Source organism: Brevundimonas sp. BR2-1 (assembly GCF_037626195.1).
Taxonomy (GTDB): domain Bacteria; phylum Pseudomonadota; class Alphaproteobacteria; order Caulobacterales; family Caulobacteraceae; genus Brevundimonas.
Genome location: NZ_JARKMV010000003.1, coordinates 86,342 through 99,667 on the forward strand (window position 1 = coordinate 86,342; position 13,326 = coordinate 99,667).

The window sequence follows — 13,326 nt, forward strand, 5'->3', positions numbered from 1 at the left end:
AGACCGCCCCGGAGCGGTTCATGTCGGTCGCATGTCCTCCCCGACTGAAGCCGCGCCCGTCGTTCGCCTGCCCCTCTCCCGCGCCAGACTGCTGGGCGTCGTGGGCGTGATCATCTGCGCAATGATCTGGGGCACGACCTGGTACGCCATCACCCTGCAGCTTGGGACGGTGCCGCCGCTGGCCTCCATCGTCTGGCGCTTCGGCCTGGCCTCGGCCCTGCTGTTTCTCGGCTGTCTGATCTTCCGCCAGAACCTGCGTCTGACCCGCGCCCAGCATCTGGCGGCGCTGGGGCAGGGGGCCTTTGCCTTCTCGATCAGCTACAGTTTCACCTACGCCAGCGAGGGCCATGTCGCCTCGGCCATCGTGGCCGTGACCTTCGCCTCCCTGACCTTTCTGAACCTTGTCCTGTTCCGCATCGCCGCGGGCCAGAGGGCCGCGGCCGCATCCTGGGGCGGCGCCATCCTGGGCCTGTTCGGCGTCGCCGTGCTGTCGGGCGGCGAGGTTCTGAGCGCGGGCTTCGACCGGCGCGCGGCGCTGGGCGTCGGCCTCGCCCTGATCGCCACCACGGCCTCGGCCTTCGGCAACTATTTCGCCTGGCGCGGCCAGAACCGCGGCTCCGAGGCCATCCCCTCGACCGCCTGGGCCATGGCCTACGGCACGGGCCTGCTGGCGCTTTACGGCCTGGCGACAGGGGTGGAGTTCCGGATCGACCCGACCTTCACCTATGTCGGCTCGCTGCTCTATCTGTCGATCTTCGGCTCGGTGATCGCCTTCGGCCTGTATTTCACCATCGCCCGCACCATCGGCTACGCCATGGCCAGCTATATTTCGGCCCTGACGCCCCCGATCGCCATGCTTGTCTCGGTGCTGTTCGAGGGCGCGCATTTCGGCTGGACGGCGCTGGCGGGCCTGTTGCTGGTCCTGTCCGGTCAGGCGCTGCTGATCCGCGCCCCCAAGGCGGCCTAGCGGAACCAGCCGCGTTTTTTCTTCTTCGCCGGAGTCGCCGCCTTCTTCGCCGCCTCGGCCTCGCGCCGTTCGCGCTCGGCCTTGACCCGCATGGCGACGAGGACGGGGATCAGCCCGTGTCTGATGCGCGGGTCCTGACGCGGGTCGGCCATGGCTCAGTCCTCCAGCTTCGATCCGTCCAGAAGGCGCTGGATACGGGCGCGCTCCCGCTCGGCCGCCGTCCGCTCCGCCTTCGACTGTCCGTGGGCGGCGCGGCTGGTTTTCGCCGCGGCCTTCGCTTCGGCCTTCGCGCGATCCTTGCGTACCTTGTTCAGGTTGACGAGCTCGCCCATCCACGGTCTCCGCAATGCAACCCCGGCCGACGCCGGGCGATTATCCCCGACAGCCAACCGTCAGGAGAACCCATGGTAGACCCGACTCAAATCCGCGAACACCTCGAAGTCGTCGGCTCGGACGGCGAGCACGTCGGCCGCGTCGATCACGTCATCGGCGACCGGATCGAACTGGCCAAACTGGATCTCGCCGCCGGCTTCAAACACCACATGATCCCGGTCAGCTGGGTCGATCACGTCGACGAGCACGTCCATCTGAATGTGACGAAGGACGAAGCCAGGGCGCGCTGGACCGAGAAACACTGACCGTCCGACTTACCGCGAATTCACGAAGGCCCCGCTGATATCCGGCGGGGCCTTCGCCTATGTAGGGATCTGCGCCCGCCACGGGCGGGAGGAGACGACTGCCTTGATCCGCCTGATCCTCAACATCCTCTGGTTCATCTTCGGAGGCTGGCTTTCCGGCCTGCTCTGGCTGTTCGGAGGCGCGATCCTGGCCCTGACCATCGTCGGCCTGCCGTGGACCTTCGCCGCCTGGCGGATCGCCAGCTACTCCTTCTGGCCGTTCGGACGCGAGGTGGTCTGGCGCGACGAGTTCACCGGCCGGCATGACATCGGCACAGGCGGCGTCGGCCTGGTGCTGAACATCATCTGGTTCATCTTCGCCGGCTGGTACATCGCCCTGTCGCACTTGGTGATCGCCATCGCCGAGTTCATCTCGATCATCGGCATCCCGTTCGCGCTCAAGGACCTCGAGCTGGCCAAGCTGGCGCTGGCGCCGATCGGCCGGACGATCCGCGACAAGCCCTGAACCCGCCAACCTCGACGGGAGAGTCAGCGGCGGCTATGGCTGGATGGCAGCAGCTTTGCTGTAGGGGAATTCCAAGATGATCAAACACCTGGTTCTGGCCGCCGCCGCGGCTACATTGCTGGCTGCCTGCGGCTCTGGCGATGACGCCGCCGCGCCTGCGCCCGCCACAGCTGCGCCAGCCGCCGGCGAACCCGCCGCCGCGCCTGCCGCCGGCGTGGCCGAGGTCAAGTTCAACCTCAAGAACGCCACCAGCTTCACCCTGACCCATCTCTATCTGTCGCCGGCCGCCAGCAACGACTGGGACAACGACATCCTGGGCGAGCAGGTGGTCGCCGCCGGTGAGACCGCCGAGGTCTCGATCGATGACGGGGTCGAAAGCTGCATGTATGACCTCCGCGCCGATTTCGACGACGGCGACGCCATCGACATCCGCGGCGTGAACGTCTGCGAGATCGAAGGCACGACGGTCACCGTCTCGGAATAGGTCCCGGACTGAACGACGACGGGCCGCGCCGGGATCTCCGGCGCGGCCCCTTTCTTATCTGTGTCCCGGTGACTGCCGACGAGTATCGGCCTTTCCCCGGACGGCGTGCATCAGCCCGGCGAGATCATCTTCTCGGGCCGCACCGCCTCGTCGAACTCGGCGTCGGTCAGATAGCCGCCGCCGACGGCTTCCTCGCGCAACGTCGTCCCGTTCCTGTGCGCCGTCTTGGCGATCTTGGCGCAGGCGTCATAGCCCAGCTTGCCGTTCAGGGCGGTGACCAGCATCAGCGAGTTGTCGAGGCCGCGCTTGATGTTGTCCTCGCGCGGCTCGATGCCGACCACGCAGTTGTCGGTGAAGGACACCGCCGCGTCGGCCATCAACCGCACCGACTGCAGGAAGTTGTAGGCCATCACCGGGTTGAAGACGTTCAGCTCGAAATGTCCCTGCGAACCGGCGAAGGTCACGGCGGCGTGGTTGCCGAACACTTGCACGCAGACCTGCGTCAGGGCCTCGCACTGGGTCGGATTGACCTTGCCCGGCATGATCGACGAGCCCGGCTCGTTCTCGGGCAATGCCAGTTCGCCCAGACCCGAGCGCGGGCCCGAGCCGAGGAAGCGGATGTCATTGGCGATCTTGAACAGGCTGGCGGCGACCGTGTTGATGGCGCCGTGGCTGAACACCATGGCGTCATGGGCGGCCAGGGCCTCGAACTTGTTCGGGGCGGTCACGAAGGGCAGGCCGGTGATGGCGGCGATCCGCTGCGCCACCTGTTCGGCGAAACCGATCGGGGCGTTCAGCCCGGTGCCGACGGCCGTGCCGCCCTGGGCCAGCTCCATCAGTTTCGGCAGGGTCAGTTCGATCCGCTCGATGCCGTTGGCGACCTGCTGCGCATAGCCGCCGAACTCCTGACCGAGCGTCAGGGGGGTGGCGTCCTGCGTATGGGTGCGGCCGATCTTGATGATGTGGCCCCAGGCCTTCGCCTTGGCGTCCAGCGCGGCGTACAGATGCTTCAGCGCCGGCAGCAGGTCGTTGACCACCTGTTCGGCGCAGGCGACGTGCATGGCCGTCGGATAGGTGTCGTTGGACGACTGGCTCATGTTGACGTGGTCGTTGGGGTGGACCGGCTTCTTGGTCCCCATCTCGCCGCCCAGCATCTCGATGGCCCGGTTCGAGATCACCTCATTGGCGTTCATGTTCGACTGGGTGCCCGAGCCGGTCTGCCAGACCACCAGCGGGAAATGGTCGTTCAGCCGGCCCTCAATGACCTCGTCAGCCGCCTTGACGATGGTGTTGCCGATCGCCGGGTCCAGCTTGCCCAGCGCCATATTCGTCTCGGCCGCGGCGCGTTTGACGATGCCCAGCGCCCGCACGATGGGCAGAGGCTGTCTCTCCCAGCCGATCCTGAAATTCCCCAGCGACCGCTGCGCCTGGGCGCCCCAGTAACGGTCGGAGGCGACCTCGATGGGGCCGAAGGTGTCGGTTTCAGTGCGGTTCGTCATGGCGAAAGCAGGCTCTTCAGACGTGGCGGGAGGATGCGCGGCGGTGTAGCACGGGGCCGCGCGCGAACAAGGCGCAGACGCGAGGACGCTGAATGACCGCAGGCTGGATCGGCATCGGAAAGGTCCGCGCCCGTGAAGCCGGCGACGCCGTCGAGATCACCATCGACGGCCTGACGACCCAGGCCAAATACTACAAGCCGCTGGTCTATGAGTTCATGCGCAAGGAGTGGTCGTCGCGCCCCTCCTACGGCGACTACACCGTCGAAATCCTGATGGAGCACGTCGGCGATCCGCCGTGGATGGACCTCGACAATCTGGCCAAGGCGCTGCTGGACGCCATCAAGGGCTATCTGTTCCACGACGACGCCCAGGTCGCGCGCCTGCTGGTCGAACGCCGCGAGGGCGAACGGGAGCGGATCACGATCCGGGTCTTCCCGCGGCCACCGGCCGGTTGAAGCGCAGGGTCGGCAGGCGCAGTTGCATCTCGGAGCCGACGAACAACTGGGGTTCCGAGGGCAGGTCCACCGCGTGTTCCTGCTCCTTGCGTGTCACGCAGGCCCGCGCCCCCGCCGCCAGCGCCAGGAAGTCGGTCGCCGTCGGCAGCGCTTCGATGATGCAGCCATCGAACCACGGATACCTCTCGTCCGCCCCGCATCCGAAAGACGTCCGCTCGCGGCTGGCGGCCGTCAGCACCATCCGGTTGGGTGCTGACAGGGCGTTGACGAAGATGCCCGAGTAGCAGGCCGATACGATCACCACCGTCGGCCGCGCGCCGCAGGCCCGGCGGACGATGTTGACCATCATGTCGGGCGTCATGCGCGGAGCGTCGCCGAACACCATGGCCGTCGGCGCGCCGTGCGAGGTGAAATACAGCAGGCAGCCCGCGCTTCCGCGCGCCGCCGCGTCATACAGGCCGTCCAGCACCGTCTGCGGCGTCTCGGGGTTCGAGGCATCCGGCCTCAGGCTGTAGTCGACCATGGTGGCGCGCGGGAAGCCGGCGTCCAGGAAGCCTTTCACCAGGTCCCGGCGCGCGTTGTCGAAGGCCTGGATGGGCTGGCCGCGTCCGTCGCGCCAGTCCGCCGCAACGATCGCCGAGGTCCAGCCTTCGAACCGGCTGAACGAAGTCCGCTCCGCCTGGGCGCCGGCGGGCGAGACAAGGGCGATCCACACCGCCAGTACGATGACAGACGCCCGTCCCATGACGTTTCTCCGGCTTCGAACAGACCAAGGTTAGCCGAGGTCGCCGGGAGGGGAAGGGGGCTATTTCTTCCGGAACTGGTCCAGGGAGACGACCTTGGGGCCGTCGTCGCCCGTAACCTCGGGTTCGGTCCCCGCAGGCTCCGCGGCCGCGACCTCGGCGGCGATGTCCTCGACCGTGGCCGGCGCCTCGAACTGAAGCAGGAACTGGACGGACGGATCGTAGAACCGGGTCACGGCCGTATAGGGCATGGCCAGGACCTTGGGCATGCCGCCGAACTTCAGCATGACCGAGAATTTCGTCGGCTCGACCTTCAGGTCCCAGTACTGGTGCTGCAGCACGACCGTCATCTCGTCCGGATATTTGGCCATGATGTCGGGCGGCACGCTGACGCCGGGCGCCCGCGTCTTGAAGGTTACGTAGAAATGGTGCGCCCCGGGGATGCCTTCGGGCAGCGCCGCGCGCTCCAGCGCCGAGCGGATGACGCCGCGCAGGGCGTCCTGCGCCAGCTGCTCATAGTGCATCTCGTCGACTGGGGGAGTTTCGTCGGCCATGGCTCGCCTCGGGGGTTCGGGCGAACTGATAGCTGCGCCGGGCGGCGGGCGAAAGGTGGCGATGTGGTGAAAGTGCCGGGATTCTGTTGGCAGGCTCCCGGCGGCCCCGCCTGAGGAACTGATCCCCCAGGACTTAAGTGTTCGAAATCACCCGAACCGCTTACGCGGCGAGAGCGACTTCTCCAGCGAAGTTATCGTTCGCAGTTAGAAAATGGCCCGATACGGTGGGCCAGGACGGGCGAAAGCAGTCTTCTTTACACGTCCGTCGATGCTAGTCGGCCCCATGCTCGCTCCGCCGATAACGCGGGGAAGGAATGGTGGAGCCGCCGGGAATCGCACCCGGGTCCGGTCCGCTTATTACAAGCGCGTTTATCGCCATAGTCCGGGCGAACCCGGACAGGACCAATATAGGCGCAAGGGCCTAATGTTCCAAGACCTTCACGCGTATCCGGGATGGCGCGCCCAGCCGGGCGTCTGGTTCCTGAACCAGGTCAGCTGACGTTTGGCGTAGTTGCGTGTCGCCTGGCGCGTCGCCTCCACCGCCGCAGTCAGCGTGGTCTCGCCCGCCAGATGGGCCGCGAACTCGCGCACGCCGACCGCCTTCATCGCGGGCAGGGCGGGATCCAGATCGCGAGCCGTCAGGGCCCGAACCTCGTCGAGCGCGCCCTGTTCGACCATCTGCGCCACCCGCCTGTCACAGTTGGCGTAGAGCGCCTCCCGCGACGGCTCGATCACCACCCCGGTCCAGGCCTCCGGCGACAGGAGCGGCGTCGTGTCCGCGGTCCAGTCGCTGAGCGATCGCCCGGTGTGGTCCGCCACGGCCCAGGCCCGCGTCAGCCGTTGCCGGTCGCCGGTCTCGATCCGCGCCTCCGATGCGGCGTCGACCTCGGCCAGACGACGGCGGAAGACGGCTTCGCCTTCGGCGTCGTATATCGCGCCGGCCGCGTCGCGCACCTCGACCGGAATATCCGGAATATCCGCCAAGCCTTTGGTCAAAGATGTAAAATACAACCCCGTTCCACCGACCAACAGCACCGGACGGCCTTGCGCAGCTTCGTTCGTCGCCAGCGGAAGGACCGCCCGGCTCCACCGCCCGACGGACCAGGCGTCGGCTGCGTCCGCCACGCCGTACAAGGCGTGCTCCGCCTGCGCCTCTTCCTCCGCTGACGGCCGGGCGCTCAGCACGCGCAGGTCGGCGTAGAGCTGCTGGCTGTCGGCGTTGACGATCAGCCCCCCCGTGCGCCGCGCCATGTCCAGCGCCAGCCGCGACTTGCCCGAGGCGGTCGGGCCGGCGATCAGGGTGATGAGGGGCTGTGACAAATGCGGGGCTCGCGGGCGGGAGTCTCCGGCGATAGAACGCAGGCTTCGCTCCCGCAACCCGGACTGAATCGCCTTGCCCGACCGTTCCCCCCGCCGTGAGCAAGTCATCGACGCCCTCGACGGCATCCTCGATCCGAAGACGGGGCAGGGGCTGGTCGCCGCCGGTCTGGTGCAGGGGCTGACGGTCGCCCCCACACCTGACGGACTCCGCGCCGGCTTCGTCATGGAGGTTCCCACCGCCGACGCCGCCCTCTACGCCCCGGTCCGCGACGCCGCCGAGGCCGCGCTGAAGGCCCTGCCCGGGATGACGCGTGTTTCCGTCGTCCTGTCGGCCGAGGCGATCACGGCGCCGACGCGCCGGGCCTCCCTGTCGCCGCAGGCCGTCGACCAGACGCGCCCGAAAGCACCCGTTGCGACCGACCGGCCCGCCCACGTCCGCCGCGTCCTCGCCATCGCCAGCGGCAAGGGCGGAGTCGGCAAGTCGACGGTCGCCGTCAATCTGGCCGCCGCCTTCGCCGCCCTGAAACGCGAGGGCAGGGGCCTGTCCGTCGGCCTGCTGGACGCCGACGTCTACGGCCCCTCGCTGCCCACCATGCTGGGCGTCTCCGGCCAGCCCGAATACCGCGACGGCAAGATCCAGCCTCACCTCGCCCACGGCATGAAGGCGATGTCCGTCGGCCTGCTGACCAGGGCGGACGACGCCATGATCTGGCGCGGCCCGATGGCGTCCCAGGCCCTGACCCAGATGCTGACCCAGACGGCCTGGGGAACGCAGGACGCGCCGCTGGACATCCTCGTGGTCGACCTGCCGCCCGGCACCGGCGACGTCCAGCTGACCCTGATCCAGAAGACGCCGCTGGACGGCGCCGTCATTGTCTCGACGCCGCAGGAGGTCGCGCTGGCCGACGCCCGCCGGGCCCACCGCCTGTTCGAAAAGGTCGGCGTCCCTACCCTGGGCCTGATCGAGAACATGGCGGGCGACGTCTTCGGGCGGGGCGGAGCGAAGGTCGAGGCGGAGCGCCTGTCCATTCCCTTCCTCGGCGACCTGCCACTGGATGCGGCCTTCCGCGAAGGCGGCGACGCCGGCGCGCCGGTCGTCATCGTCCAGCCGGACGGCGACATCGCCCGGCGCTTCGCCGCTCTCGCGGAACGGTTGGCCGGCGCGCTGGGCCTTGGCTGAACCGGCCTAGGCCTCGGGCTCGATCACGACCGCCGTGCCATAGGCCAGCACTTCGGTGATCCCCGGCATGATCTCGTTGGCGTCATAGCGCATGGCCAGAACGGCGTTGGCGCCCATCTCCCGCGCATGGGCGATCAGTTCGTCATAGGCTTCCTGACGGGCCGCCTCGGCCAGTTTCACATAGACGCCGACCCGGCCGCCGAGGATCGACTGCACCCCGCCGACCATGTCGCTGATGGCGTTGCGCGAGCGCACGGTGATGCCGCGCACGACGCCCAGCGTCTTCACGACCCGGTGGCCGGGAATGTCGTTGGTGGTCACGGTCAGCATGGTCGTCTCCTGTTCAGCGCCGCTCCAGCACACGGAAGACGAAGGCGTGGTCGTCCTTCTCGCCGGCCGGATGCGCCTCGGACGATACCTCGACAAAGGCCGTTTCGTCGAACGCGGGAAAGACCACATCCCCTTCGGGCTCGGCCTCGACCTCGGTGAGATAGAGGCGCTTCGCCCGGGGCAGGGCCTTTTCGAACAGGCCGGCGCCGCCGATGACGCAGATCTCGTCGACGCCGTCTTCCTCGGCCGTCTCGCGCGCGATCTCGATCGCCTCGTCCAGGGTGGTGCAGACCAGGGCCCCGCGCGCCGCGAACGACTCGTCGCGGGACAGGATGATGTTCAGTCGGCCGGGCAGGGGTTTCAGCGGCAGGCTCTCCCACGTCCGGCGGCCCATGACGCAGGGCTTGCCGACCGTGATCGCCTTGAACCGCTGCAGGTCGCTGCGCAGCCGCCACGGCAGGTCGCCGTCGCGGCCGATCACACCGTTGCGGGCCCGGGCGACGACGAGGACGAGTTGGGGCAGGGGCAAGCGGGACCTCGACGGAAGCGGACGGCGGCGTGGCGACCGCCGTCCGTTCTTACGCGATCAGGCCACAGGTTCCAGCACCTTGAAGCGGAACAGCAGGGCGCCAAGCACTGCGCCGACGGCGGGTGCGGCGAAGAACACCCAAACCTGGCTCAGCGCCTCGCCGCCCTGCAGCACGGCGGGGCCGAAGCTGCGCGCCGGATTGACCGAGACGCCGGTCACCTGGATGCCGACGATGTGGATCACCGCCAGGGTGATGCCGATCGCCAGGCCGGCGAAGGCTCCGTGCTTCTGGTCGCCGCTGACGCCCAGAATCACGACCACGAAGATGGCCGTCATCACCACCTCGAAGATCAGGGCCGCCTGCAGGCCGTAGCCGCCGGGCGAGCCCGCGTCGAAGCCGTTGGCGCCCAGATTGGCGAAGCCGGTCTGGGCGATCAGCCCGATCAGAAAAGCCCCCGCGACCGCTCCCAGAAATTGGGCGACCCAGTACAGACCCATGTCCTTCAGCGACATCCGCCCGGCCACGAAGGCCCCCAGACTGACCGCCGGATTGACGTGGCAGCCCGATACCGGGCCGATGCCATAGGCCATGGCCACGATGGCGAAACCGAAGGCCAGGGCGATGCCCAGCTGACCCACATGATCAAACCCGCCCAGCACGGCCGCGCCGCACCCGAACAGAACCAGCACCAGCGTGCCGACAAACTCCGCTGCGAACTTCCTCACCATGGCAACCTCCCCGTTGCTACGGCCCCGCTTCACGCGGGGTCGAGGGGAGGGTGGGCCGAGTCTTATGGTGAAGCTAGGTTGGTGGAACGGCGGTCTTCGGCGTGAGCCAGTGCAGCCATTTGCGCTGCATCGCCTGTTCGAGGTCGATATTTGCCCGGTCGCAATAGATCAGCAGCATGCCCAGCACGTCCGCCGCCTCGTCGCCCAGCTTGCCGGCGTCGGCCGCGCCGCGCGCCCGGCCGCTCATCCGCAGATGTTCGGCGGTCAGCTCGCCCAGCTCTTCCTGGATCTTCAGCAGGGCCCAGTCGGCGGACCGCTCGATCCCGTGTTCGGCGGCGTAGATGTCCGAGATGCGCAGGACGTCCGCCTGCAGGGTCTTGAGGTGCATCAGACCGCGACCGGCGCCTTGATATGCGGCCACGGCTCGTAGCCCTCGAGCACGAAGTCCTCCAGCCGGTAGGCGAACAGGTCGTCGCGCGGGGTGATGGTCATGGTCGGGGCGGGCCGGGGCTCGCGGCTCAGCTGCAGTTCGGCCTGTTCGACGTGGTTCAGATACAGGTGGGCGTCGCCGAAGGTGTGGACGAACTCGCCCGGTTTCAGGCCGCACACCTGGGCCACCATCATGGTCAGAAGGGCGTAGGAGGCGATGTTGAACGGCACGCCCAGGAAGACGTCGGCCGACCGCTGGTACAGCTGGCAGCTCAGCTTGCCGTCGGCGACGAAGAACTGGAACAGGCAGTGGCAGGGCGGCAGGGCCATGTCGTCGACGTCGGCCGGGTTCCACGCCGAAACGATGTGGCGGCGGCTGTTGGGATTGGTCTTCAGGCCTTCGACCAGCTTTGTGATCTGGTCGATCACCCGGCCGTCCGGCGCCGCCCACGATCGCCACTGCTTGCCGTAGACGGGACCCAGCTCGCCCTCGGCGTCGGCCCATTCGTTCCAGATGCTGACGCCGTTGTCCTTCAGCCAGCCGATGTTGGTTTCGCCGCGCAGGAACCACAGCAGTTCGACGATGATCGACCGCAGGTGCAGCTTTTTGGTCGTCAGGACCGGGAAGCCCTTGCTCAGATCGAACCGCATCTGCCGCCCGAACACGCCCAGCGTCCCGGTGCCCGTCCGGTCGTCGCGCTGCGCCCCGTTGTCGAGGATGTCGCGCAGCAGATTGAGGTACTGCCACTCCGGATGATCCGCCGCGACGGCGCCCGTGCGTGCGTGCAGGTCTTCAAGGGTGGCGACGGCGTTCATGGAAGCGAGTGTGCAACTGATTCGCCGATAGCCCACGTCGATCCGTGGACACTTCGGCGCGAGCCTGTGGACTCAGCCGCGAAATCCGTCCCCGTCCAGAAAAACCTGCTCCTCCGGCGTCGTCTCGCGCCCCAGCGCCCGGTTCCGGTGCGGGAAACGCCCGAAAGTCGCGATCACCTTGTGATGGTGCTCGGCCCAGCGGTCGTCGGCGGGGCGGTCCATGGCCTGGAACAGCGCCAGCTGGCGGTCCTGCAGCGCCATGTCCTCGGCGTGCTGAAGCGGCAGGTAGAAGAAACGGCGCAGATCGTTCTCCACCGCCTGATCCTGCCGCCCGTCCAGGGCCATGATCGCGAAACGCCGCGCCAGGGGGTCAGTGGCGAAGGCGTGGCCGGTGTTGCGGAACACATTCCTCGGAAACTGGTCCAGCAGGATCAGCAGGGCCAGAGACCCCTCCGGCGTCTTCGCCCAGTGGTCCAGCTCGCGCCGGGCCGCCATGAAATGCGCCGCCTCGAACTGCTGCCGGAACCGGGCGTCGAAGGCGTCCTCCTTGGCGAACCACTTCTTCGGACCGGCCTCTTTCCAGAAGCCGACGACGTCCGATGGCGCTATCTGTATGCTCATGACCGATCAAATAGCCGCGCCGCTGCCCGTATTCCATGACCGCGACTGCGATCTGGCGATCATTCGCGGCAAGCGGGTCGCCGTGATCGGCTATGGCAGTCAGGGCCGCACCCACGCCCTGAACCTGCGCGACTCAGGCGTGGGCGACATCGTGGTCGGACTGAAGACCGGCTCGGCCACCCGCGCCAGGGCCGAAGCCGACGGCTTTCCGGTCATGACCGCGGGAGAGGCCGCCTCGAACGCCGATGTGGTCGCCGTCATGGTTTCGGACGAGGCCCACCGTGATCTCTGGGCGAATGAACTGGCTCCGGCGATGAAGCCCGGGGCCGCTCTGATCTTCGCCCACGGTCTGTCCGTGCGGTTCGGTCTGGTCCAGCCGCGCGCCGATCTGGACGTCGTCCTGGCCTCGCCCAAGGGCATCGGGCCGCGCATCCGCGACCTCTATGTCGAAGGGCAGGGGGTCTTCGCCCTGTTCGGCGTGCATCAGGACGCCACCGGCGGGGCCCACGCCCTGGGCCTGTCATACGCGGCGGCGCTGGGCTGCGGCCGCAAGGGCATTCTCGAGACCACCTTCGCCGCCGAATGCGAGAGCGACCTGTTCGGCGAACAGGTGGTGCTGTGCGGCGGGGTCGGAGAACTGATCGACGCCGCCTTCATGAAGCTGGTCGACGCCGGATATCCGCCCGAGGTGGCGTGGTTCGAATGCTTCTACGAGGTCAAGCTGGTCACCGACCTGATGTTCGAGCGCGGCATCGCCGGGGCGTTCGGGAAAATCTCCAACACGGCCGAGTACGGCGCCTATCTGACCGGCCCGCGCATCATCGGCGAGCCTTCGCGCGCGGCCATGTCTGCCGTGCTGGGCGAGGTCCGCGATGGTTCGTTCGTGAAACGGCTGATGGCCGACTATGACGCCGGCTCGCCCGACCTGCTGGCCCGCCGCAAGGCGCTGGGCGAACGCACGATCGAGGCCGTGGGCGCGCATCTGAACGCGGTGGCGGCCAAGGCGGAGGATTGAGGCGGGGAACCTCGGGGCCCCGAAGGGCTGTCTCTTCTTTCCGGGGAAAGATGGTCGGAGTGAGAGGATTCGAACCTCCGACCCCTGCGTCCCGAACGCAGTGCTCTACCAGGCTGAGCCACACTCCGACTTGAGGAGGGGGCTTATAGCCACGGGCTTTCACCCCCGCAAGGGCCGTTTCGCGGTCGATGAAAATAGTCTCGAAACCGGTTCTTGCATCGCCCGCGGCCTTCGCGTATCTCGACCGCCTTCCGGCGCTTCGGCCCCGGATGCGCCGGACCTGCTGGGGAATGGTGTAATGGTAACACTCCGGTTTTTGGTACCGTCATTCTAGGTTCGAGTCCTAGTTCCCCAGCCATCCGCCCCTCCTGACATCGCGAGGCCTGCTTCAGGAAATGGCGCATGCGCATGCGAGGCTCCTCCCGGTTGACCGGGAGACGCCTCATCCGCGCAGCGCGCTCGATCCGCGAAGTGGACGGAGTGGACTCTTCGAACGTTTCGGACGGTGTTTT

At 67.7% G+C, this 13,326-nt stretch carries 19 protein-coding genes, 2 tRNA genes and 1 other RNA gene; 8 read left to right on the plus strand and 14 right to left on the minus strand.

What is annotated here, in order from left to right:
• The first annotated feature begins 31 nt into the window (after positions 1-31).
• Positions 32-967: a DMT family transporter gene (locus tag BrevBR_RS13260; RefSeq protein ID WP_340001259.1), complete on the plus strand. Its 936-nt coding sequence runs from the start codon at positions 32-34 to the stop codon at positions 965-967.
• Here BrevBR_RS13260 and BrevBR_RS13265 read toward each other — a convergent pair.
• Together BrevBR_RS13265 and BrevBR_RS13270 are read right to left on the minus strand one after the other, a co-directional pair.
• Positions 964-1,119 carry a hypothetical protein gene (locus tag BrevBR_RS13265; RefSeq protein ID WP_332640414.1) on the minus strand — a complete coding sequence of 52 codons (156 nt, stop codon included), beginning with the start codon at positions 1,117-1,119 and terminating at the stop codon, positions 964-966. The two genes, BrevBR_RS13260 and BrevBR_RS13265, sit on opposite strands and share 4 nt — an antisense overlap.
• Positions 1,120-1,122: 3 nt before the next feature.
• A complete protein-coding gene (locus tag BrevBR_RS13270; RefSeq protein ID WP_340001260.1) occupies positions 1,123-1,299 on the minus strand; it encodes a DUF4169 family protein in 177 nt (58 codons plus the stop codon).
• Positions 1,300-1,371: 72 nt separating this feature from the next.
• Here BrevBR_RS13270 and BrevBR_RS13275 point away from each other — a divergent pair, with 72 nt between their 5' ends.
• From BrevBR_RS13275 to BrevBR_RS13285, 3 genes are all read left to right on the plus strand, one after another.
• Positions 1,372-1,605, plus strand: coding sequence for a DUF2171 domain-containing protein (locus BrevBR_RS13275; protein WP_340001261.1), 234 nt, complete (start codon positions 1,372-1,374; stop codon positions 1,603-1,605).
• A gap of 103 nt (positions 1,606-1,708) precedes the next feature.
• Positions 1,709-2,110, plus strand: coding sequence for a YccF domain-containing protein (locus BrevBR_RS13280; protein ID WP_332640417.1), 402 nt, complete (start codon positions 1,709-1,711; stop codon positions 2,108-2,110).
• 76 nt (positions 2,111-2,186) lie between these two features.
• Positions 2,187-2,594, plus strand: a complete 408-nt coding sequence (locus BrevBR_RS13285; RefSeq protein ID WP_332640418.1) for a hypothetical protein — start codon at positions 2,187-2,189, stop codon at positions 2,592-2,594.
• Positions 2,595-2,704: 110 nt separating this feature from the next.
• On the opposite strand, the gene fumC is transcribed toward BrevBR_RS13285, so the two are convergent.
• Positions 2,705-4,093, minus strand: coding sequence for a class II fumarate hydratase (gene fumC, locus BrevBR_RS13290; protein ID WP_340001262.1), 1,389 nt, complete (start codon positions 4,091-4,093; stop codon positions 2,705-2,707).
• Positions 4,094-4,185: 92 nt separating this feature from the next.
• On the opposite strand from fumC, the gene BrevBR_RS13295 reads away from it, so the two are divergent.
• Positions 4,186-4,548, plus strand: a complete 363-nt coding sequence (locus tag BrevBR_RS13295) for a RusA family crossover junction endodeoxyribonuclease (protein ID WP_332640420.1) — start codon at positions 4,186-4,188, stop codon at positions 4,546-4,548.
• On the opposite strand, the gene BrevBR_RS13300 is transcribed toward BrevBR_RS13295, so the two are convergent.
• From BrevBR_RS13300 to miaA, 4 genes are all read right to left on the minus strand, one after another.
• Positions 4,511-5,293: a C13 family peptidase gene (locus tag BrevBR_RS13300; protein WP_340001263.1), complete on the minus strand. Its 783-nt coding sequence runs from the start codon at positions 5,291-5,293 to the stop codon at positions 4,511-4,513. The two genes, BrevBR_RS13295 and BrevBR_RS13300, sit on opposite strands and share 38 nt — an antisense overlap.
• A gap of 60 nt (positions 5,294-5,353) precedes the next feature.
• Entirely contained in the window at positions 5,354-5,845 is a 492-nt protein-coding gene (locus BrevBR_RS13305) for an SspB family protein (RefSeq protein WP_340001264.1), read from the minus strand.
• 71 nt (positions 5,846-5,916) lie between these two features.
• Positions 5,917-6,282: a transfer-messenger RNA gene (ssrA, locus tag BrevBR_RS13310) on the minus strand.
• A 1-nt stretch (position 6,283) separates the two neighbouring features.
• On the minus strand, positions 6,284-7,165 hold the full coding sequence (gene miaA, locus BrevBR_RS13315) for a tRNA (adenosine(37)-N6)-dimethylallyltransferase MiaA (protein ID WP_340001265.1): 882 nt from the start codon (positions 7,163-7,165) through the stop codon (positions 6,284-6,286).
• 73 nt (positions 7,166-7,238) lie between these two features.
• Between miaA and BrevBR_RS13320 the strand changes: the two genes are divergently transcribed.
• Positions 7,239-8,345: an Mrp/NBP35 family ATP-binding protein gene (locus BrevBR_RS13320; protein WP_340001266.1), complete on the plus strand. Its 1,107-nt coding sequence runs from the start codon at positions 7,239-7,241 to the stop codon at positions 8,343-8,345.
• Between the two features lie 6 nt (positions 8,346-8,351).
• Here the strand turns inward: BrevBR_RS13320 and BrevBR_RS13325 are convergent, their stop codons facing one another.
• The 6 genes from BrevBR_RS13325 to BrevBR_RS13350 all read right to left on the minus strand — a co-directional run bounded on the left by BrevBR_RS13325 (position 8,352) and on the right by BrevBR_RS13350 (position 11,799).
• The gene (locus BrevBR_RS13325) at positions 8,352-8,675 is read right to left on the minus strand and encodes a YbjQ family protein (RefSeq protein WP_340001267.1); all 324 of its coding nucleotides are present in this window, start codon (positions 8,673-8,675) and stop codon (positions 8,352-8,354) included.
• A 13-nt stretch (positions 8,676-8,688) separates the two neighbouring features.
• Entirely contained in the window at positions 8,689-9,204 is a 516-nt protein-coding gene (locus BrevBR_RS13330; protein WP_340001268.1) for a dihydrofolate reductase, read from the minus strand.
• 57 nt (positions 9,205-9,261) lie between these two features.
• On the minus strand, positions 9,262-9,933 hold the full coding sequence (locus BrevBR_RS13335) for an aquaporin (RefSeq protein ID WP_340001269.1): 672 nt from the start codon (positions 9,931-9,933) through the stop codon (positions 9,262-9,264).
• Between the two features lie 73 nt (positions 9,934-10,006).
• Positions 10,007-10,321 carry a phosphoribosyl-ATP pyrophosphohydrolase gene (locus tag BrevBR_RS13340; RefSeq protein ID WP_340001270.1) on the minus strand — a complete coding sequence of 105 codons (315 nt, stop codon included), beginning with the start codon at positions 10,319-10,321 and terminating at the stop codon, positions 10,007-10,009.
• On the minus strand, positions 10,321-11,178 hold the full coding sequence (locus BrevBR_RS13345) for a thymidylate synthase (RefSeq protein ID WP_340001271.1): 858 nt from the start codon (positions 11,176-11,178) through the stop codon (positions 10,321-10,323). Before BrevBR_RS13345 ends, BrevBR_RS13340 begins: the two co-directional genes overlap by 1 nt.
• 72 nt (positions 11,179-11,250) lie before the next feature.
• Positions 11,251-11,799 carry a DUF924 family protein gene (locus tag BrevBR_RS13350; protein WP_340001272.1) on the minus strand — a complete coding sequence of 183 codons (549 nt, stop codon included), beginning with the start codon at positions 11,797-11,799 and terminating at the stop codon, positions 11,251-11,253.
• Between BrevBR_RS13350 and ilvC the strand changes: the two genes are divergently transcribed.
• Positions 11,798-12,814, plus strand: coding sequence for a ketol-acid reductoisomerase (gene ilvC / locus BrevBR_RS13355; protein ID WP_340001273.1), 1,017 nt, complete (start codon positions 11,798-11,800; stop codon positions 12,812-12,814). The two genes, BrevBR_RS13350 and ilvC, sit on opposite strands and share 2 nt — an antisense overlap.
• A 51-nt stretch (positions 12,815-12,865) precedes the next feature.
• Here the strand turns inward: ilvC and BrevBR_RS13360 are convergent.
• A tRNA-Pro gene (locus BrevBR_RS13360) sits at positions 12,866-12,942 on the minus strand.
• A gap of 156 nt (positions 12,943-13,098) precedes the next feature.
• On the opposite strand from BrevBR_RS13360, the gene BrevBR_RS13365 reads away from it, so the two are divergent.
• Positions 13,099-13,172, plus strand: a tRNA-Gln gene (locus tag BrevBR_RS13365).
• The last annotated feature ends 154 nt before the right edge of the window (positions 13,173-13,326 follow it).

Bases quoted from the DNA above. Each gene is read 5' to 3' on its own strand.
- BrevBR_RS13260 (WP_340001259.1), top strand. From the start codon at position 32: ATGTCCTCCCCGACTGAAGCCGCGCCCGTCGTTCGCCTGCCCCTCTCC.
- BrevBR_RS13265 (WP_332640414.1), bottom strand. From the start codon at position 1,119: ATGGCCGACCCGCGTCAGGACCCGCGCATCAGACACGGGCTGATCCCC.
- BrevBR_RS13270 (WP_340001260.1), bottom strand. From the start codon at position 1,299: ATGGGCGAGCTCGTCAACCTGAACAAGGTACGCAAGGATCGCGCGAAG.
- BrevBR_RS13275 (WP_340001261.1), top strand. From the start codon at position 1,372: ATGGTAGACCCGACTCAAATCCGCGAACACCTCGAAGTCGTCGGCTCG.
- BrevBR_RS13285 (WP_332640418.1), top strand. From the start codon at position 2,187: ATGATCAAACACCTGGTTCTGGCCGCCGCCGCGGCTACATTGCTGGCT.
- fumC (WP_340001262.1), bottom strand. From the start codon at position 4,093: ATGACGAACCGCACTGAAACCGACACCTTCGGCCCCATCGAGGTCGCC.
- BrevBR_RS13295 (WP_332640420.1), top strand. From the start codon at position 4,186: ATGACCGCAGGCTGGATCGGCATCGGAAAGGTCCGCGCCCGTGAAGCC.
- BrevBR_RS13300 (WP_340001263.1), bottom strand. From the start codon at position 5,293: ATGGGACGGGCGTCTGTCATCGTACTGGCGGTGTGGATCGCCCTTGTC.
- BrevBR_RS13305 (WP_340001264.1), bottom strand. From the start codon at position 5,845: ATGGCCGACGAAACTCCCCCAGTCGACGAGATGCACTATGAGCAGCTG.
- BrevBR_RS13325 (WP_340001267.1), bottom strand. From the start codon at position 8,675: ATGCTGACCGTGACCACCAACGACATTCCCGGCCACCGGGTCGTGAAG.
- BrevBR_RS13335 (WP_340001269.1), bottom strand. From the start codon at position 9,933: ATGGTGAGGAAGTTCGCAGCGGAGTTTGTCGGCACGCTGGTGCTGGTT.
- BrevBR_RS13340 (WP_340001270.1), bottom strand. From the start codon at position 10,321: ATGCACCTCAAGACCCTGCAGGCGGACGTCCTGCGCATCTCGGACATC.
- BrevBR_RS13345 (WP_340001271.1), bottom strand. From the start codon at position 11,178: ATGAACGCCGTCGCCACCCTTGAAGACCTGCACGCACGCACGGGCGCC.
- ilvC (WP_340001273.1), top strand. From the start codon at position 11,798: ATGACCGATCAAATAGCCGCGCCGCTGCCCGTATTCCATGACCGCGAC.
- BrevBR_RS13350 (WP_340001272.1), bottom strand. From the start codon at position 11,799: ATGAGCATACAGATAGCGCCATCGGACGTCGTCGGCTTCTGGAAAGAG.